Here is a 19,279-nt window from a genome sequence, read left to right as displayed (position 1 = left end):
GGTTAGTCTGCGGGTTCACCCAGGTCCGCGCAGCCGGCGACGGTACGGCGGCCACCGGACGAGGATCGAGAAGGTGCATCTCAAGAGCCTGACGGTGAAGGGCTTCAAGTCCTTCGCCTCCGCGACGACGCTGAAGCTGGAGCCCGGGATCACCTGTGTGGTCGGGCCGAACGGCTCCGGCAAGTCCAACGTCGTCGACGCCATCGCCTGGGTGCTCGGCGAGCAGGGCGCCAAGGCGCTGCGCGGCGGCAAGATGGAGGACGTCATCTTCGCCGGCACCGCCGGCCGGGCCCCGCTCGGCCGGGCCGAGGTGACCCTCACGATCGACAACACCGACGGCGCGCTGCCGATCGAGTACACCGAGGTGTCGATCACCCGCCGGATGTTCCGCTCCGGCGAGAGCGAGTACGAGATCAACGGCGACTCCTGCCGGCTGCTCGACATCCAGGAGCTGCTGTCGGATTCCGGCATCGGCCGGGAGATGCACATCATCGTCGGCCAGGGCCGGCTCGACGGGATGCTGCACGCCAAGCCCGAGGACCGCCGCTCCTTCATCGAGGAGGCGGCCGGCGTCCTCAAGCACCGCAAGCGCAAGGAGAAGGCGCTGCGGAAGCTCGACGCGATGCAGACGAACCTCAACCGGCTCACCGACCTCACCGCCGAGCTGCGTCGCCAGCTCAAGCCGCTGGGCCGGCAGGCGGAGGTGGCCCGCCGCGCCGCCGCCATCCAGGCGAACCTGCGCGACGCCCGGCTGCGGCTGCTCGCCGACGACCTGTCCACCCTGCGTACCACCCTCAACCGGGAGATCGCCGACGAGACGGCGGTGCGCGAGCGACGCGAGCAGGTCGAGGCCGAGCACACCGAGGTGCAGGCGCGGCTGGCCGAGCTGGAGGCGGCCCTCGCCGAGGACGCGCCGCTGCTGGCCGCAGCCCAGGACACCTGGTACAAGCTCTCCGCCCTCTCCGAGCGGTTCCGCTCCATCGAGCAGCTCGCCCGGGAGCGGCTGCGGCACCTCAGCGCCACCCCCGACGACGAGCGGCCCGGCCGCGACCCCGACCAGTTGGAGGCCGAGGCCGAGCGGATCCGCGAGCAGGAGGAGGACCTGCGGGCCGCGCTCACCGACGACCAGATCCGGCTGGCCGAGGCCGTCGAGCACCGCCAGGAACTGGAGCGGCAGCTCGCCGCGGCCGAGCGCGAGCTGGTCGCCGCGGCCAAGGCGATCGCCGACCGCCGGGAGGGGCTGGCCCGGCTGACCGGCCAGGTCAACTCCGCCCGCGCCCGGACCACCAGCGCCGGCGAGGAGATCGAACGGCTCGCCGCCGCGCACACCGACGCGCTGGCCCGGGCGGAGCAGGCACAGGCCGAGCTGGACGCGGTCGCCGAGCAGTCCACCGAGGCGGACCGGGACAACGCCGACCTCGACGCCCGGCACGCCGAGGCGGTCGCCGCCCAGGAACGGGCGCAGGCCACCGTACGGTCGCTGACCGACGCCGAGCGCGCGGCGGAGAAGGACGCCGCCACCTGGAAGGCCCGGGAGGAGGCGCTCGCCCTCGGCCTGCGCCGCAAGGACGGCGCGGGCGCGCTGCTGGCCCGCGCCGACGAGGTTCCGGGCCTGCTGGGCAGCCTGGCCGGCCTGCTGACGGTCGCCCCCGGGCAGGAGGCCGCGCTCGCCGCCGCGCTCGGTGGGCTCGCCGACGCGGTCGCGGTCAGCGGCGTCGACGAGGCCGTCGAGGCCATGCGGCTGCTCAAGATCTCCGACGCGGGCCGGGCCGGCCTGCTCGTCGGCAGCCCCGCCGGCCCGGGCATGGACGGCCCCGCCGACGCGCTGCGACCGAAGCTGCCCGACAACGCCCGCTGGGCACCTGACCTGGTGGAGTGCTCGCCGCAGATCCGGCCGGCGGTGCACCGGGCGCTGCGCGACGTGGTGTTGGTCGACGACCTCGCCGCGGCCACCGAGGTGGTCGCCGGCAACCCGGAGCTGCGCGCGGTCACCCCGGACGGGGACGTGGTGGGGGCGTACGCGGCGGCCGGCGGGTCGGCCAAGGCACCCAGCTTCATCGAGGTGCAGGCCGCCGTCGAGGAGGCCCGGTCGAACCGGCTCGCCGCCGAACAGACCGGCGCGGAGCTGCGCGAACAGCTCGTGGACGCCCGCGCGGAGGTGGCCGCCGCCAAGGAGACGGTGCAGCACGCCGCCGCCGCCAAGCGGGAGGCGGAGAGCCACCGCAACGCCGCCGCCCGACGGCTGGCCGAGCTGGGCGCGGCGGCCCGTTCGGCGAAGGCCGAGACCGACCGGCTCGGCGAGTCCCGCTCCCGCGCCGAGGCGGCCCGGGAGCGGGACCTGCTCACCCTGGCCGAGCTGGAGGAACGGCTGCGGCTGGCCGAGGAGACGCCGGTCGACGCGGAGCCGTCCACCGAGGAACGCGACCAGCTCGCCGCCATGGTGCCGCAGGCGCGGCAGAACGAGATGGAGGTCCGGCTCGCGGTGCGTACCGCCGAGGAACGGGTCTCCTCGATCGCCGGCCGCGCGGACTCGCTGCGCCGGCAGGCCACCGCCGAGCGGGCCGCGCGGGAACGCGCGGCGGCCCGGCGGGCGGCACGTACCCGGGGCGCCGGGATCGCCCGGGCCGTGGCCGGCGGGGCCCGGGAGGCCCTCACCCGGCTGGCCACCTCCATCGCCACGGCCGAGGAACACCGCGACGCCGTGGCGCGCGAACGCGCCGCCCGCGAGGCCGAACTCCAGGAGGTACGCGGCGCGGCCAAGCGGCTCGGCGCGGAGCTGGAGCGGCTGACCAGCCAGGTGCACCGGGACGAGGTGGCCCGCGCCGAGCAGCGGCTGCGTATCGAGCAGTTGGAGGCGAAGGCCGCCGAGGACTTCGGGCTGGACGTGGAGACCCTGGTCGCCGAGTACGGCCCGACGCAGCCCGTGCCGCCGACCCAGGCCGACGTGGCGGCGGCGGAGCGGGACGGCCTGCCGGTGCCCGAGCCCGTCCGCTACGAGCGGCCGGCGCAGGAGAAGCGGGCCGCCAAGGCGGAACGGGAACTGGCCCTGCTCGGCAAGGTGAACCCGCTGGCCCTGGAGGAGTTCGCCGCGCTGGAGGAGCGCTTCAAGTTCCTCTCGGAGCAACTGGAGGATCTCAAGGCCACCCGTCGCGACCTGCTCACGGTGGTCAAGGACGTCGACGACCGGATCCTGGAGGTCTTCGCCAGCGCGTTCGAGGACACTGCCCGGGAGTTCCAGCAGGTCTTCACCGTGCTCTTCCCCGGTGGCGAGGGGCGGCTCGTGCTCACCGACCCCGACGACCTGCTCGCCACCGGCGTCGAGGTGGAGGCCCGCCCGCCGGGTAAGAAGATCAAACGGCTGTCGCTGCTGTCCGGCGGAGAGCGTTCGCTGACCGCGGTGGCGATGCTGGTGGCCATCTTCCGGGCCAGGCCCAGCCCGTTCTACATCATGGACGAGGTGGAGGCGGCGCTGGACGACGTCAACCTCGGCCGGTTGATCACGCTGCTGGCCCAGTTGCGGGAGAAGAGCCAGCTCATCGTCATCACGCACCAGAAGCGGACGATGGAGGTCGCCGACGCCCTGTACGGCGTCACCATGCGCAACGGGGTGACCCAGGTGATCAGCCAGCGGCTCAACCGGGTCGACAGCGACGACGAGCGGCCTGGCCGCGGCGAGGAGAACGAGTAGTGGGTCGGGAACGGGCGACGGCGCTCCTGGTGGACTTCGACGGCGTCCTGCGGCGGTGGGACCCGACGGTGGCCGCCGGGGTGGAGCGGGAGTACGGCCTCTCCGCGGGCGTGCTGTCCGAGATCGCCATGCAGTGGGGGCGGCTCCAGCCGGTGCTGACCGGGCGGGTCAGCCACGCCGACTGGATGACCAGCGTCGCCGACGCGTTGACCGACTCCGTGGGCAGCCCCGAGCGGGCCCGGGCGGCGGTGGAGCAGTGGCAGCGCTACCGGGGCGAGGTGGATCCCGAGGTGCTCGCCTTCGTCCGCGAGGCGCGGGCGGGCGGCATCCGGATCGGGCTCGGCACGAACGCCACCGACCTCCTCGACGCCGACCTCGCGGCGCTCGGCCTGACCGACGAGTTCGACGTGGTGGTCAACTCGTCCAAGGTCGGCGTGCACAAGCCGGCGAAGGAGTACTTCCAGGCGGCCTGCGCGGCCCTGGAGACCTCGCCGGCCCGGGTGCTCTTCGTCGACGACGAGGACTGGGCGATCCGGGGCGCCCGCGTCGCCGGGCTGTCGGCGCTGCGCTGGAGCGGCCCGGCCGACCTGCGCTACCTGCGGGCCGCGCTGGCCTACTGACGGCGGTGCCCGGCCTGCTTGACGGCGGTGCTCGGCCTGCTCGGGGCGCGCGTGACGAGGCCGGGCTGTCACTCGCCGGTGCGGCCGTCGATGCGTTCGCGGATCAGGTCGGCGTGGCCGTTGTGCCGGGCGTACTCCTCGATCATGTGCACGTAGACCCAGCGCAGGTTGAACGTCCGGCGTTTCGGGCCGACCTCGGTGAAGGTCTCGTCGAGCGACCGGCCCGCGGTGGCGGCCCGGGCCAGCTCCACCTGCCGGTGGTAGGTGGCGAAGTCGGCCTCGGCGTCGGCGGCGCTGACGTCGTGGTCGGCGTCGGGGGTCTCGGGCGTGTAGTAGGGGTAGTCGACCGGCTCGCCGGCGAAGTTCTCCCGGAACCACGAGGCCTCCACCTCGGCCAGGTGCCGGACCAGCCCGAGCAGGGTGAGCGCCGAGGGCTCGACGCTCGGCGTCCGCAGCTGCTCGGCGGTCAGCCCGGCGCACTTGAGCAGCAGGGTCTGCCGGTGGTAGTCCAGCCAGCCCTCCAGCATCGTGCGTTCGTCGCCGACGTAGGGCTCAGGGGTCCGGGTGATCTCCGGTGCGCGCCATGTCATGCCGGCCATCCTCGCGGTCACCCCTGACAGCCCGCGACCGCATTCTCGGGGCGGCGGGTCGACCAGCTTGCCCGCCGGGAGGGCGGACGGGCACGACGGTGGACCGGTGCATCGGGGTACGGCCGACCTGGGCCGTACCCCGACTGCTCGACGGTGATCTCCCGCAGCCGCTACGTGGTGGACAGGTGGAGCGGTCCGGATGCGTCGGGTCGTGGGTGCCTCGTCAACCTCTGCCGACGATGGTGACCTGGGCGGAACCATCCGGCATGCCGGCGATGCTGACGTTGCTGCCGGCGGCCGTGGTGGGGGTGCCCATGCCGGGCAGGGGGCGCAGCGGGTCCCAGGTGCCGTTGGGGTGGCGGATCCTGTGGTAGACGCCGTTGTCGATGCCGATCATGAGGATGTGGGCGGAGCCGTCGGGCATGCCGGTGATGGCGACGTCCTTGCCGGCGGCGGGGGCGGTGGTGTCGTAACCGTTGATGGGCTGGAATCCGGTCCAGGTGCCGTTGGGGTTGCGGATCTGGTGGTAGACGCCGCCGTTGGCGCCGACGATGAGGACCTGGGCGGAGCCGTCGGGCATGCCGGCGATGCCGACACGGCTGCCGGTCGCCGTGCTGGTCGTTCCGGCGCCGGGCAGGGGGCGCAGCGGGTCCCAGGTGCCGTTGGGGTGGCGGATCCTGTGGTAGACGCCGTTGTCGGCGCCGATCATGAGGATGTGGGCGGAGCCGTCGGGCATGCCGGTGATGGCGACGTCCTTGCCGGCGGCGGGGGCGGTGGTGTCGTAACCGTTGATGGGCTGGAATCCGGTCCAGGTGCCGTTGGGGTTGCGGATCTGGTGGTAGACGCCGTTGTTCGCGCCGACGATGAGGACCTGGGCGGAGCCGTCGGGCATGCCGGCGATGCCGACACGGCTCCCGGCGGCCGGGGTGGGGGTGCCCGCACCGGCGAGTGGTGCGAATCCGGTCCAGGTGCCGTTGGGGTTGCGGATCTGGTGGAAGATGCTGCTGTCGGCCCCGACGATGAGCACCTGGGCGGAGCGGTCCGGCAGTCCGGTGATCGCCATGTCGCGGGCCTGGCCGGGGGCGGTCGTCCGGTAGCCGGCCAACGGCTGGAATCCGCTCCACGACCCGGTGGGGAACCGCGACTGGTGGTACATGGTGCCGGCGCCCGAGCCGCCGCCCGTCATGGCGGCGGCGACGTCGCGGCGCATCGCGTCCAGGTCGATGAAGGAGGGATCGATCTTTCCGGTGGTGCTGGTCTCGCGGTGACCCCGGGCGTAGCTAGCGTCGCGGCCCAGTCTGCGCAGCACCGCGGCGGTGGCCGCGACCGACGCGTTGTACTGGGCCTGGGTCATCGCCTGGTTGACACCGTTGTAGTCGATCTCCCAGCCGATCAGCATCGTGTTACCGCTGCCCGCCGGGATGGGGCCGCTGCCCCGGCTGTTGCCGGCGTGGTTGGCGCGGTTGGCGGAGATCAGGTGGAACACGCCGTGATAGTCCACGAGCGCGTGGCACAGGGGGCCGGGCAGGTCGGACCGGCCGTTGATGCAGACGCCCAGCGCCGGTGCGGGCCGGCTCGGGCTGGACGTGGCGGCGGTGTGGTGCCACAGCACGCCGATCGGGTCGAACGCGCCGCTGACGCCCCGGGACCGCCAGTCTCCCTCTTCGACGACCGCGACGCCGGCTGCCCGCAGCACGTCGGCGAGCCAGGGGATCCCCATCACACGGTCCCGAGGTCGGCGAGGCACTCGACGGCGCGGGACTGCGCGAGCGCCGGCTGGCCTGCCAGCGGCTGCCCCACCGCGACGACCGCCGCGGAAGCGATCAGGGTGCGCCGACTGACGGTTCGGAACGGGCCGCGAGATGCTGTGCGCGCCGTCTCGTCGGATCTGGTGATTGCCATGATGCGACCCTTTCAGTCAATACAAGTGTGACCCTGCCGCATTGCGGCAGGGGTCAGACAATCGTGTACGACGAAACGGTTGCCGACCGTATCGACGGCGTCGGGCGCCGGGTTCACTGTCGGCGATGGCGCGCAGCGAAACGCGTATCGCGCCGGCAACGGCGACAATGTCGCCGGGCGATGGGGGAGCGGATGCCGCGAAAGTCCGTCACGACGAAGCACGGGTGAATGATCGCGGTCGAATATCTCGTTCTGGTAACGCCGTCCCCCGGGCGGGTCGCTGAAATTCGTAGGCCGGGTCCGGGGGAATTGCAGTGGGAAAGTCGTACGTCAATGGTGCCCGGCGGCGGCGCGGTGGGTCAGCCGCCCGAGGTCAGGCGGTGCCGCATCACCTCGCGCAGGTGACCGTCGCTGGTGGTGCCCTCGACGGTCACCTCGGCCGTCCGCCCGGAGTGGGCCAGGGTGGCGACCGCGTTGCCGAAGTACGGCCCGGACAGCCGCTTCCACCGCAACGACGGGCGGCGCACCCCGGCGGTGCGGGCCAGGGCCCGGGTGGCCCCGGCCGGTCCGGACGACCAGCCCAGCCGCATCAACGGGCGCATCCCGGCGGGCACCTGGTTGTGGATGGGCGAGCAGGTGAGCTGGTGCACCGGGGTGACCACGGTCGGGTCGTCGAACCGCGCCCGCGCCACGTACGAGTGGTGCACGTCGCCGGAGAGCACGCTGATCGACGCCGGTGGCGCGTACGCGGGACCCGCCCCGACCCGGGCGCCGGGGTCGCCGGGGGTGCCGCTGCCGATGCGGGCGAAGAGCGCGCCGAGCGCGTCGAACGAGCGGCGGAACGCGGCCCAGTGCTCCAGGTCCAGCCCTCTGCGCAGTTTCTCCGACAGCCGGGCCACCCAGCGCTGTCGGGCGTCGGCGAGCTTCTCGTTCCAGGCCTCCACATGGTGGATGCCCGGCGGCAGCAGCCAGGGCAGCGACGAGCCGACCACGAGGTGGTCGTAGACGCCGTGGGCCCGGTCGAGGAACCACGACCACTCACCCGGGGGCAGCATGGCCCGCTTGCCGGGCTCCAGCACGCGGCTGCACCGGTTGTCCAGCATGACCAGCCGGGTCCGGCCCAGGTCCAGGGCGTAACTCCACTGGTACTGCACGGCCCGCCACCGCTCGGTGTCGTGGGCGAGGTCGGCCTCGGTGTCGACCCGCCGCCCGAACTCGCGTAGCACGCCGGTGGCGTCCTCGGCGGCGCTGACCTCGGCGAAGACCGGGTCGGCGGCGATCTCGTCGGGGGAGAGATTGCCCAGGTGCTGGTAGACCCAGTAGGAGGCGAGGCCGCTGCCGATCCGTTCCGCCCACCAGGGCTGGTCACGCATGTCGGCCCGCCAGGAGGCCGAGGTGTTCCAGTCGTCGATGATCTCGTGGTCGTCGAAGATCATCACGCTCGGCACCGTGGACAACAGCCAGCGGATCTCCGGGTCCCGCCACGACTCCAGGTAGAGCTTCGTGTACTCGTCGAAGCTGACCACCTGGTCGACCGGCGCGCCCTTCGGCCGCCGGCGGCGCCGCTTCAGCAGCCGCCGGACCGTGGGCGACGTCACGTCGGCGTACACCTGGTCGCCGAGGAGCACCAGCAGGTCGGGCTGCTCGGCCTGTTCCTGGTCGGCCATGAGCCGCCGGGCGTACGCGTCGAGCGCGTCCGGGGGCAGCCGTCGGGTGGTCGCGTGCTGAGTGGTCTCCCGGCAGGATCCGAAGACCAACCGGACCGGCTGGTCGAGGTCGTCGGCCGCCCGGGTGCGGATCACGCTGGGCGGGAACGTGCCGCCCGGCTCCGGCCAGGCGACCTCGTCGTCGACCAGCACCTCGTAGCTGGTGGCGCTGTCCGGCGTGAGCCCCTCCACCACCACGAGTGCGTAGTGGTGGTCGTACGCGGAGAAGGTGGGGGAACTGCCCCCGGCGCCGTCGGCGGTACGGACGGTGACCACGGCGGGGGCGCTGGTCTCGACCCAGACGGTGGCCCGCGTGCCGACCACCCTCCGCAGCAGCGGGCCGATGAGCAGGTTTGCCGCGGGCATGGTCGACCTCCAGATGAGCGGACTTCATCTTTTACTACCCGGCCGACGCTCGCACCACTGCTGGCTGTGACCGAGCCTACCGCCGCGCTCTCCCGGCGCGGTCGGGAGCGGTGGCTGGGACAGTCTCGCCGGCATCTGACAGGATTCCGGCATGACCGAATACCTCCTCATCGCGCTCGCGCTGCTCGGCGTGCTGATCCTCGGTGGCATCGGGCTGGTCGTGCCGCGGCTGCGCCGGCGACCGGAGCCGCCGCTGCCGACGACGGAGGTCGAGACCCGGGCCGAGGAGGACCTGGCCGGCCCGCCGGTGCAGGCGCCGGAGGCCGAGATCTCCACCGGGATCCTGGTCGAGCCGCCGGTGGTGGAGGCTCCCGCCCCGGTCGTGGAGGTCCCCGAGCCGACCGCCGGCCGGCTGGTCCGGCTGCGCTCGCGGCTGTCCCGCTCGCAGAACGTGTTCGGCAAGGGCCTGCTCGGCCTGCTCAGCCGCGACCACCTGGACGAGGACGCCTGGGAGGAGATCGAGGACAGCCTGATCACCGCCGACGTCGGCATCGACGCCACCCGGGACATCGTCGACCGGCTGCGCGAGCGCACCCGGGTCCTCGGCACCCGTTCCGCCAACGAGCTGCGCGCCCTGCTCGCCGCCGAGCTGGTCAACGCGCTCGACCCGACCCTCGACCGGTCGCTGCGGACCGCGCCGAAGGAGGGCGTGCCGGCGGTGGTGCTGGTGGTCGGCGTCAACGGCGCGGGCAAGACCACCACCTGCGGCAAGATCGCCCGGGTGCTGGTCGCCGACGGCCGTACCGTGCTGCTCGGCGCCGCCGACACGTTCCGGGCCGCCGCCGCGGACCAGCTGGAGACCTGGGGCGGGCGGGTCGGCGCGGAGACCGTGCGCGGCCCGGAGGCGGCCGACCCGGCCAGCGTGGCCTTCGACGCGGTCAAGCGGGGCATCGACACCGGGGTGGACACCGTCCTGATCGACACCGCCGGCCGGCTGCAGAACAAGGTCGGCCTCATGGACGAGCTGGGCAAGGTCAAGCGGGTGGTGGAGAAGCACGGCCCGATCGACGAGACACTGCTGATCCTCGACGCCACCACCGGGCAGAACGGGCTGGAGCAGGCCCGGGTCTTCACCGAGGCGGTCAACGTCACCGGCGTCGCGCTCACCAAGCTCGACGGCACCGCCAAGGGCGGCATCGTGATCGCCGTGCAGCGCAAGCTGGGCATCCCGGTCAAGCTGGTCGGGCTCGGCGAGGGCAAGGACGACCTGGCGCCGTTCGACCCCGCGCAGTTCGTCGACGCGCTGCTCGGTACCGAGCCGCTCGCCCGGGACGCGTAGTCTCGCAGTGACGACCGACGATCGCGCCTACGCCGGGTGGCGTGACCCCAGCCACCCGTCGGCGGGCCTCGGGAGGCCGTACGTGACTTCGCAGGAGATCCCGCTGCACGGCGGGAACGTCAGCACCGTCGTCCGGGTCGGCGACACGGTCCGACGCAACGCCGGGCCGTGGACGCCCTCGGTGCACGCCCTGCTGCGCCACCTGGAGTACGTCGGGTTCACCGGCGCCCCCCGCGCCCTGGGCATGGACGAGCGCAACCGGGAGGTCCTGTCGTACCTGGAGGGGGAGTGCGGGGAATACCCGCTGGCCCCGCACTGGGTCACCGACGAGGCGCTGACGACCGTCGCCACCATGCTGCGGATGTTCCACGACGCGCAGTACGGCTTCGTCCCGCAGCCCGGCGCGGTCTGGCGTTCCTTCGGCCCGCCGCCGCCGGACACCGAGGTGATCTGCCACCACGACGCCGCCCCGCACAACGTCATCTGGCGGCCCGACGGCACCCTCGGCCTGATCGACTTCGACCTCGCCTCGCCCGGTGCCCGGATCTACGACGTGGCGTACGCGGCCTGGACCTGGGTGCCGATCTTCTCCGACCGGGACTCGATCACCCTCGGCTGGAAGCACCCCGACCGGCCCCGCCGGCTGCGTCTCTTCGCCGACGCGTACGGGCTGATCCCCCGGGACCGGCACCGGCTGATCCGGACCATCCGCAAGCGGATCGTGGACCACGTGGAGGGGATCCGCCGGATGGCCGCCGCCGGTGAGCCGGCCTTCGTCCGGATCGTGCACAAGGGGCACCTGCGCCGGCCGATGCGCGACCTGCGGCTGCTCGACTACGAGCGCAACGCCCTGGAGTACGCGCTGCGCTGAGTGGCCCGTGCCGCCGTGGTCAGGCCGGCGGCTGGTGAGGATTCCTTCACACGTCCGAAACAACCCGTCACAGTACGGAAATCGACGGGTGACGCTGGGGGAAACAGGAAGCGGCCAGGCTTCCGCGCATCCGGCGTACGGGCGACGCTGCCCCGGAAGCCGTGAAGGAGGGAACTTCACCTTTAGGAGGCCAGCGTGCCTGAGGCAACACCCACGATCGATTCCGGCAACACCGTCTGGTTGCTGGTGTCGACGGCGCTCGTGCTGCTCATGACGCCCGGACTGGCGCTGTTCTACGGCGGCCTCAACCGGGCCAAGGGTGTACTGAACATGATGATGATGAGCTTCTCCGCGATCGGGCTCATCTCTGTTTTGTGGTGGTTCTACGGCTTCAGCATCGCGTTCGGTAGCGATGTCAACGGGCTCTGGGGTGACCCGGGCGCCTACCTCGGCACCAAGACCTTCCTCGCCGAGACCGACCTCTGGGGCGCGACGGCGGAGAACCCGAGCGGCATCGGCGTCCCGCTCTACGTGTTCATGGCCTTCCAGATGATGTTCGCCGTGATCACCGTCGCGCTGATCAGCGGCGCGATCTCCGACCGGGCGAAGTTCGCCGGCTGGCTGCTCTTCGCGTTCGGCTGGGCGACGCTCGTCTACTTCCCGGTCGCGCACTGGGTGTGGGGCGGCGGCATCATCGGCGCCGACCTGCACGCGCTCGACTTCGCCGGCGGCACCGCGGTGCACATCAACGCCGGTGCGGCGGCCCTGGCCCTGGTGCTGGTGCTGGGCAAGCGGCTCGGCTGGCCCCGGGAGGGCATGAAGCCGCACAACATCCCGCTCGTCGCGCTCGGCGCGGGTCTGCTCTGGTTCGGCTGGTTCGGCTTCAACGCCGGTTCCGAGCTCACCGTCGACTCGGTGGCCGGCCTGGCCTTCATCAACACCCAGCTCGCCACGGCCGCCGCGGTGCTCGGCTGGATCGCCATCGAGTGGATCAAGGACAGGAAGCCGACCCTGGTCGGCGCCTCGTCCGGCGCCGTCGCCGGCCTGGTCGCCATCACCCCGGCCTGCGGCTTCATCGCCCCCTGGGCGGCGGTGCTGCTCGGTCTCGTCGCCGGGGCGGTCTGCGCGCTGGCGATCAGCCTCAAGTACAAGCTCGGCTACGACGACTCGCTCGACGTGGTCGGCGTGCACTTCGTCGGCGGCTGGATCGGCTCGCTCTGGCTCGGCCTGTTCGCCACCAACTCGGTCAACGGCGCGATCAGCGACGTGATCGGCGCCTCCGACGGGCTCTTCTACGGCGGCGGCGTGACCCAGCTCGGCCGGCAGGCCCTGGCCGGCGTGATCGTCACCGTCTGGTCCTTCGCAGTGGCCTGGGTGCTCGCCTTCGTCATCGAGAAGACGATCGGCTTCCGCCTACGGGCCGAGGACGAGGTCGGCGGCATCGACATCGCCGAGCACGCCGAGAGCGGGTACGACCTGTCGCCGGCCGCCGGCAGCGGCGGTGGCAGCGCGTTCGCGCTGGCCGGCCTGACCGGCGCCAAGCCGGCGGCCGAGGCGCCCGCGTCCACCGAGTCGGCAGCGGAGCCGGCCGCGCCCACCGAGCCGGTCAACGAGAAGGTCGCCGGTTAACGTTCCTGGGATGGAGGGGTTGGACATGAAGCTGGTGACCGCGGTCATCAAGCCGTACCAGCTGGACGCGGTGAAGGAGGCCCTGCACGCCCTCGGCGTGGCCGGCCTGACCGTCAGCGAGGTCCAGGGTTACGGCCGGCAGAAGGGGCACACCGAGGTCTACCGGGGTGCCGAGTACACGGTCGAGTTCCTGCCCAAGATCCGGGTGGAGGTGCTCACCGACGAGATCGACGTCGACAAGATCGTAGACGCCGTCGTCGGCGCCGCCCGGACCGGCAAGATCGGCGACGGGAAGGTCTGGGTGACCGCCGTCGAGGAGGTCGTCCGGGTCCGCACCGGCGAGCGCGGCCTCGACGCGCTCTGACCGGCCGCGACCGACATGACCTCGTTGATCAGGAAGAACGCGTCGGAGGACGCCGGCAACGGTGACGCGGACCTCCTGATCAACGAGGTCGTCGGCGTGCCCGGGGGCGTCGGCGCGGCGGCACGGGCGGCACGGGCCGACGCCTACGACCGGTGGCTGCGGAAGCTGCTCCCGCAGCGGCCCGGGGTGGCGCTGATCGCCGTCGGCGGGCTGGGGCGCCGGCAGTGCGCGCCGCACGGCGACCTCGACCTCGTCCTGCTGCACGCCGGGGTGCCCGGCGTGGACGAGCTGGCCGCCTCGATCTGGTATCCCGTGTGGGACGCCGGGCTGCGGCTGGACCACTCCGTCCGGACCGTCGCCGAGGCGCTCTCCGTCGCGCAGGACGACGTGAAGGTGGCCCTCGGACTGCTCGACGCCCGGCTGGTCGCCGGGGACGCCGCACTCGCGGACGCGCTCGTCCGCACCGCCGCCGACCACTGGCGGCGCACGGCCGTACGGCAGCTCTCGGCGCTGCGGGAGATCACCACCGCCCGCTGGGCGGCCCACGGTGAGCTGGCCTTCCTGCTGGAGGGCGACCTGAAGGAGGCCGCCGGCGGGCTGCGCGACGTGGGCATCCTGCGGGCGATCGCCACCGCCGGGATCACCGACGCGCTGCGCCCCGCCGTGCACGCGGCCCACCTGCGGCTGCTCGACACCCGCGACGCGCTGCACCGGCAGGTCGGCCGCCGGGTCGACCGGCTGGTCGCCCAGGAACGCGACGGCGTCGCCGCGCTGCTCGGGCTGCGGCAGCTCCCGGCTGGCGGGTCCGACGGCGCGTCGCGGGGTGGCGCCGCCGAACTGGTCGGCGACGGCGACGCGCTGCTGCGCCGGGTCGCCGGTGACGCCCGGACCGTCAGCCACGCCCTCGACGACGCCTTCCGCGCCACCGACCGGCTCCGCTCGGGCCGCCGCCGGGGCGCCGACGGGCGCCCACTGCGCCGACCCGTCGCCCGGGACGTCGTGGAGCACGACGGTGAGCTGGTGCTGGCCCGCACCGCGATCGGCGCCCGGCCCGACCCGAGCCTGTCGTTGCGGATCGCCGCCGCCGCAGCCGTCACCCGGCTGCCGATCGCGAGAGCCACCTGCGAGTGGCTGGCCGCGTACTGCCCGCCGTTGCCGACGCCGTGGCCGGCGGAGGCCCGGGCCGCGCTCGTCACCCTGCTCGGCGCCGGCGCCGGCCTGATCCCGGCCTGGGAGACCTGCGACCGGTACGGGCTGATCGAGGGCTGGCTGCCCGAGTGGACCCGGCTGCGCAGCCTCCCGCAGCACAACCCGGTGCACCGGTTCACCCTCGACCGGCACCTCGTCCAGGCCGCGTACGAGGCGAGCCGCTACACCCGCGAGGTGGACCGCCCCGACCTGCTGCTGCTCGGTGCCCTCCTGCACGACATCGGCAAGGGCCTCCCGGGGGACCACAGCACGGTCGGCGCCCCGCTGGCGGAGGCGGTGGCCGCCCGGATCGGCCTGCCCGAACCGGAGGTGGCGCTGATCGGCACGCTGGTCCGGCTGCACCTGCTCCTGCCCGACGTGGCCACCCGGCGGGACCTCGCAGACCCGGTCACCATCGCCGGGGTGGCCGAGCGGGTCGGCGACCCCACCACCCTGGACCTGCTGCACGCCCTGGTCCGCGCCGACGCGGCAGCCACCGGACCGGCCGCCTGGTCGGACTGGAAGGGGCGGCTGATCGCCGAACTGGTCGCCCGGGTGCGTACGGCGCTGGACACGGGCGCGCTGCCCGCCCCGCCGGCCCCGGACCCGGCGCTGCTGGCGGGGCCCCTGCCGGTCGTACACCTGTCGGCCGACCGGGTGGCGGTGGCCGCGGCGGACCGGCGCGGCCTGCTCGCGACGGTGGCCGGCTGCCTGGCGCTGCACCGGCTGGAGGTGCTCTCCGCCGACGCCTCCACCGTCGACGGCCGTGCCCTGGTCGAGTGCCGGGTGCAACCCCGCTACGGGCTCGCAGCCGACCCGATCGCACTCGGAGCCGACCTGCGTCGCGCGGTGAACGGCGACGTCTCGGTCACCCAGCGGCTGCGTGGCCGGGCCCTGGCGGCGCGGGCCGAGGGGGCGGCGCCCCGGGTGGTCTGGCACCGCGAGGCAGCCACCGACGCCGTGCTGCTGGAACTGCGCGCCGCCGACGCGGCCGGCCTGCTCTACCGGGTCACCTGCGCGCTCGACGAGGCCGGCGCCCAGGTGCGCGCGGCCCGCATCTCCACCCTCGGCGGCGACGTGGTCGACGCCTTCTACCTCGTCGGTGGCTGGCCGGACGACGCCACCCGGGCCCACCTGGAATCCACGGTCCTGGCCGCTGTGTGAGGAAGGGCCCTACTGACGTCGGACGCTCGACCTGCTCCTGCTCTCGCACTTCGTTGACGCTCTCGCACCGCTCGTGCTCCCGTGTGCGGATGTGCCCTGCGGGGTGTGGGCAACTTCCAGGAAGTAGGGGCCTCCCGGGGCGTCGACCCGACTACTTCCTGGAAGTTGCGTGATCTTGTGGGCCGCCCGGGGAGGCGCCGGGGCGGGGCGGTGGCGTTCGTTGGGCGCGGGGGTGTGGTGGTGGGAGTGGGGGGCCTGCTGCGTCGTGCGGCCGGGCTGGCTGTGCCCGGCCCGGAGCGGCCGTGCGACCGGCCGGCTACCCTAGCGGTGGCCGGACATGTCGCCCGGTCGTTGTGCCCGCCGGAACACTGACAAACGGGATGTTCGCGTGTTTGACACCTTGAGTGACCGCCTGTCCGGGATCTTCACCAAGCTCCGCGGCAAGGGTCGGCTCACCGACGCCGACATCGATGCCACCGCGCGTGAGATCCGCCTCGCGTTGCTGGAGGCGGACGTCGCGCTGCCGGTGGTCAAGGGCTTCATCGCCAACGTCAAGGAGCGGGCGCGCAGCGCCGAGGTCTCCCAGGCGCTCAACCCGGCGCAGCAGATCATCAAGATCGTCAACGAGGAGCTGATCAACGTCCTCGGTGGCGAGGGGCGGCGGCTCCAGTTCGCCAAGCAGCCGCCGACGGTGATCATGCTGGCCGGCCTCCAGGGTTCCGGTAAGACCACCCTCGCCGGCAAGCTGGCCCGCTGGCTCAAGGCCCAGGGGCACCAGCCGCTGCTGGTCGCCGCCGACCTCCAGCGCCCCAACGCCGTCGGGCAGCTCCAGGTGCTCGGTGGCCGCGCCGGCGTCGAGGTGTACGCCCCGGAGCCCGGCAACGGCGTCGGCGACCCGGTGCAGGTGGCGCGCGCCTCCGTCGAGCACGCGAGGCGGGCCGCCCGGGACATCGTCATCGTCGACACCGCCGGCCGGCTCGGCATCGACGCCGAGATGATGCAGCAGGCCGCGGACATCCGCGACGCGGTCACCCCGGACGAGGTCATCTTCGTCATCGACGCGATGGTCGGTCAGGACGCGGTGCGTACGGCCGAGGCGTTCCGCGACGGTGTGGGCATCACCGGCGTGGTCCTCTCCAAGCTCGACGGCGATGCCCGCGGTGGCGCCGCGCTGTCGGTGCGGGAGGTCACCGGCCAGCCGATCCTGTTCGCCTCCACGGGCGAGAAGCTGGAGGACTTCGACGTCTTCCACCCCGACCGGATGGCCAGCCGGATCCTCGGCATGGGCGACGTCCTCACTCTGATCGAGCAGGCCGAGCAGGCCTTCGACACCGGTCAGAAAGAGAAGATGACCGCCAAGCTGATGGGCGGCGAGCAGTTCACCCTGGAGGACTTCCTCGACCAGCTCATCGCGGTCCGCCGGATGGGCCCGATCGCCAACGTGCTGGCCATGATGCCCGGCATGGGGCAGATGAAGGACCAGCTCGCCGACCTGGACGACAAGCACTTCGACCGGGTGACCGCGATCATCCGGTCGATGACCCCCGCCGAGCGCACCAACCCGAAGATCATCAACGGTTCGCGCCGGGCCCGTATCGCCAGCGGCTCCGGTGTCACGGTGATGGACGTCAACCAGCTGCTCAACCGCTTCACCGACGCGCAGAAGATGATGAAGCAGATGGGCGGCATGATGGGCCTGCCCGGCGGCGGCCGGCGCAAGGCCACCAAGTCGCCGAAGAACAAGCGCAAGGGCACCAAGGGTGGCAACCGGCCGCGCGCCGGGGCGGGCGCCGGGATGCCGGGCGGCTTCCCGGGCGGCATGCCGCAGCTCCCGCCGGGCCTGGACCCGAACGACCTGACCGGCGGCCAGGGGCTGCCGCCGGGCTTCAAGCTGCCGAAGATCGACTTCAACAAGTTCGGCAAGGGCGGCGACGGCCGACCCCGCTGAGGCGTGTCGGTGGCGGCGGGTGACGTGATCCTTCCTTAGGGTGATGTCGCCCCTGGAAGGAGGAGTCATGACCGTGGCACCCATCCTGCCCGAGCGGTCGGAGTGGACGGTCGACGACCTCGGCGACCTGCCGGAGGACCTTCCGTACGAGTTGGTCGACGGAAGGTTGATCGTGCCGTCCCCCACCGCCGTGCACCAGGACCTCTGCGTCGAGCTGCTGCTCGCGCTCCGGGTCAACTGTCCCGCCGAATACCTGGTGAGCATCGACCTGTCGGTGCGCATCGACCGCCGCAACGAGCCGCGCCCCGACGTGGTCGCCATCCGCCGCGAGCACGCCGACCGTTCGCCCGTCCCCGTCGAGGACGCCCTGCTGGCCGTCGAGGTGCTCTCGCCGACCTCCACCTTCCGCGACCTCTACGACAAGGCGAAGGTCTACGCGCACGCCGGGGTGCGGACGTACTGGGTGGTCGACCCGCTGCACGAGCGGATGACCCTGACGGAATACACCCTCGGCCCCACCGGCGAGTACGAGGTGCTGACCCACACCGAGGACCTCTTCGTCACCGAGCGGCCGTGGAAGGTCTCCGTCGACCTGCCCGCGCTGACCGCGCGGCGGGCCGGGCTGCTGGCGCGCGACGGCGACTGACCGCCCACCGACCCGTCGAAGCGGGGCCAGCCGTCACCGGCCGGCCCCGCTTCCCGTGGGACCGGTCAGGGCACCCGGAAGGGCCTCGTCCGCCCGGCCGGGGAGAATGGCGGGCGGACCGCCCCTTTCGCGCGGACGGAGGACGCATGGCCTGGCACGTACGCGGCGTGGTGCTGCCCGACGACGAGGTTCGTGACCTGTGGCTGGTCGGCGACCGGGTGACGTTCACCCCGGTGCCGGGGGCACAGACCATCGCCGACGGCGGTTTCGTGCTGCCCGGTCTGATCGACGCGCACTGCCACATCGGCATCGCCCGGGGCGGCGCCCCGATCACCTCGCTCGACCAGGCCCGCGAGTTGGCCCGTGTCGACCGGGACGCCGGGGTCCTCGCGATCCGGGACGCCGGGTCGCCGTACCCGTACCCGGAACTCGACGACGAACCGGACCTGCCGCGACTGGCCCGCGCCGGCCGGCACGTCGCGCCGCCGAAGCGTTACCTGCGTGACATCGGCGTCGAGGTCGGCGCGGCGGAGGTGGCCGCGACCGTCGCCGCGCAGGCGCGCGCCGGCAACGGCTGGGTGAAGCTGGTCGGCGACTGGATCGACCGGGGCGTCGGAGACCTCGCCCCGGCCTGGGACGCCGAGACCATGACCGCCGCCGTCGAGGCCGCGCACGCCGCCGGGGTACGCGCCGCCGTGCACACCTTCTCCGAGTCGGCCGTCGAGATCATGGTGCGCGCCGGGGTGGACTCGGTGGAGCACGGCACCGGCCTGAGCCTGGACCTGATCGACGAGATGGCCCGGCGGGGCACCGCCCTCATCCCCACGATGATCAACATCCGCACCTTCGGCGGGATCGCCGACCAGGCGCGGGCCAAGTTCCCCGGCTACGCCGACCACATGCTCGCCCTGCGTGACCGTTTCCCCGAGGTGGTACGGGCGGCGTACGAGGCCGGCGTGCCGATCTACGTGGGCACCGACGCGGGCGGTGGCATCGACCACGGCCTCGCCGCGGAGGAGATGCTGCTGCTGCACGAGCAGGCCGGCATGTCCACCACCGACGTGCTCGCCGCCGCGTCCTGGCGGGCCCGCGAGTGGCTCGGCTTCCCCGGCCTGGTCGAGGGTGGCCTGGCGGACCTCGTCGTCTATCCCGAGGATCCGCGCACCGACCTGCGGGCCGTCCGCAGCCCCGCCCGCATCGTGCTGCGCGGCCGCGTCGTCCGCTGATCCGTCCCCCCCCCGGCCGGCTGAGCCCGCCT

13 protein-coding genes are annotated in these 19,279 nt (G+C 73.1%); 10 read left to right on the top strand and 3 right to left on the bottom strand.

All coding sequences use genetic code 11. The annotated features are described in order from the left end of the window. Positions 1-73 precede the first annotated feature (73 nt). The gene (gene smc / locus ABZ809_RS23215) at positions 74-3,688 is read left to right on the top strand and encodes a chromosome segregation protein SMC (protein ID WP_357564670.1); all 3,615 of its coding nucleotides are present in this window, start codon (positions 74-76) and stop codon (positions 3,686-3,688) included. Beyond that, complete coding sequence (locus tag ABZ809_RS23210) at positions 3,688-4,308, top strand: HAD-IA family hydrolase (RefSeq protein ID WP_357564669.1); 621 nt, start codon at positions 3,688-3,690, stop codon at positions 4,306-4,308. The genes smc and ABZ809_RS23210 overlap by 1 nt, the downstream gene beginning before the upstream one ends. Positions 4,309-4,376: 68 nt before the next feature. Here the strand turns inward: ABZ809_RS23210 and ABZ809_RS23205 are convergent, their stop codons facing one another. The 3 genes from ABZ809_RS23205 to ABZ809_RS23195 all read right to left on the bottom strand — a co-directional run bounded on the left by ABZ809_RS23205 (position 4,377) and on the right by ABZ809_RS23195 (position 8,872). After that, complete coding sequence (locus ABZ809_RS23205) at positions 4,377-4,898, bottom strand: DinB family protein (RefSeq protein WP_357564668.1); 522 nt, start codon at positions 4,896-4,898, stop codon at positions 4,377-4,379. Positions 4,899-5,121: 223 nt separating this feature from the next. Next, positions 5,122-6,618 carry an N-acetylmuramoyl-L-alanine amidase gene (locus tag ABZ809_RS23200; protein WP_357564667.1) on the bottom strand — a complete coding sequence of 499 codons (1,497 nt, stop codon included), beginning with the start codon at positions 6,616-6,618 and terminating at the stop codon, positions 5,122-5,124. Between the two features lie 541 nt (positions 6,619-7,159). Continuing rightward, on the bottom strand, positions 7,160-8,872 hold the full coding sequence (locus tag ABZ809_RS23195; protein WP_357564666.1) for an alkaline phosphatase D family protein: 1,713 nt from the start codon (positions 8,870-8,872) through the stop codon (positions 7,160-7,162). Positions 8,873-9,023: 151 nt separating this feature from the next. Between ABZ809_RS23195 and ftsY the strand changes: the two genes are divergently transcribed. The 8 genes from ftsY (at position 9,024) to ABZ809_RS23155 (ending at position 19,247) form a co-directional block, all read left to right on the top strand. Then, complete coding sequence (gene ftsY / locus ABZ809_RS23190; protein ID WP_357564665.1) at positions 9,024-10,211, top strand: signal recognition particle-docking protein FtsY; 1,188 nt, start codon at positions 9,024-9,026, stop codon at positions 10,209-10,211. 7 nt (positions 10,212-10,218) lie between these two features. Next, complete coding sequence (locus ABZ809_RS23185) at positions 10,219-11,082, top strand: aminoglycoside phosphotransferase family protein (protein ID WP_357564664.1); 864 nt, start codon at positions 10,219-10,221, stop codon at positions 11,080-11,082. A 195-nt stretch (positions 11,083-11,277) separates the two neighbouring features. Further along, on the top strand, positions 11,278-12,711 hold the full coding sequence (locus ABZ809_RS23180) for an ammonium transporter (RefSeq protein ID WP_357564663.1): 1,434 nt from the start codon (positions 11,278-11,280) through the stop codon (positions 12,709-12,711). A gap of 25 nt (positions 12,712-12,736) precedes the next feature. Further along, positions 12,737-13,075 (top strand): P-II family nitrogen regulator, encoded by a 339-nt coding sequence (locus ABZ809_RS23175; protein ID WP_176733926.1) that lies wholly within the window; start codon positions 12,737-12,739, stop codon positions 13,073-13,075. Positions 13,076-13,090: 15 nt separating this feature from the next. Beyond that, positions 13,091-15,427 carry a [protein-PII] uridylyltransferase gene (locus tag ABZ809_RS23170; RefSeq protein WP_357564662.1) on the top strand — a complete coding sequence of 779 codons (2,337 nt, stop codon included), beginning with the start codon at positions 13,091-13,093 and terminating at the stop codon, positions 15,425-15,427. A 388-nt stretch (positions 15,428-15,815) separates the two neighbouring features. Then, positions 15,816-17,375 (top strand): signal recognition particle protein, encoded by a 1,560-nt coding sequence (ffh, locus tag ABZ809_RS23165; RefSeq protein WP_357564661.1) that lies wholly within the window; start codon positions 15,816-15,818, stop codon positions 17,373-17,375. 67 nt (positions 17,376-17,442) lie between these two features. Further along, positions 17,443-18,021 carry a Uma2 family endonuclease gene (locus ABZ809_RS23160; RefSeq protein WP_357564660.1) on the top strand — a complete coding sequence of 193 codons (579 nt, stop codon included), beginning with the start codon at positions 17,443-17,445 and terminating at the stop codon, positions 18,019-18,021. 146 nt (positions 18,022-18,167) lie between these two features. Further along, a complete protein-coding gene (locus ABZ809_RS23155) occupies positions 18,168-19,247 on the top strand; it encodes an amidohydrolase family protein (RefSeq protein ID WP_357564659.1) in 1,080 nt (359 codons plus the stop codon). Positions 19,248-19,279 lie beyond the last annotated feature (32 nt).

The sequence above is a fragment of the Micromonospora sp. NPDC047074 genome, assembly GCF_040643815.1.
Taxonomy (GTDB): Bacteria; Actinomycetota; Actinomycetes; order Mycobacteriales; family Micromonosporaceae; genus Micromonospora.
Note: the sequence above shows the minus strand (reverse complement) of the source record. Positions and strands in the feature narration are given on the sequence as shown.

What these genes read in the sequence shown, in the direction of transcription:
- ABZ809_RS23160 (WP_357564660.1), top strand. Translation starts at nt 17,443, where the DNA reads ATGACCGTGGCACCCATCCTGCCCGAGCGGTCGGAGTGGACGGTCGAC.
- ABZ809_RS23205 (WP_357564668.1), bottom strand. Translation starts at nt 4,898, where the DNA reads ATGACATGGCGCGCACCGGAGATCACCCGGACCCCTGAGCCCTACGTC.
- ftsY (WP_357564665.1), top strand. Translation starts at nt 9,024, where the DNA reads ATGACCGAATACCTCCTCATCGCGCTCGCGCTGCTCGGCGTGCTGATC.
- ABZ809_RS23170 (WP_357564662.1), top strand. Translation starts at nt 13,091, where the DNA reads ATGACCTCGTTGATCAGGAAGAACGCGTCGGAGGACGCCGGCAACGGT.
- ABZ809_RS23195 (WP_357564666.1), bottom strand. Translation starts at nt 8,872, where the DNA reads ATGCCCGCGGCAAACCTGCTCATCGGCCCGCTGCTGCGGAGGGTGGTC.
- ABZ809_RS23175 (WP_176733926.1), top strand. Translation starts at nt 12,737, where the DNA reads ATGAAGCTGGTGACCGCGGTCATCAAGCCGTACCAGCTGGACGCGGTG.
- ABZ809_RS23155 (WP_357564659.1), top strand. Translation starts at nt 18,168, where the DNA reads ATGGCCTGGCACGTACGCGGCGTGGTGCTGCCCGACGACGAGGTTCGT.
- ABZ809_RS23200 (WP_357564667.1), bottom strand. Translation starts at nt 6,618, where the DNA reads ATGGGGATCCCCTGGCTCGCCGACGTGCTGCGGGCAGCCGGCGTCGCG.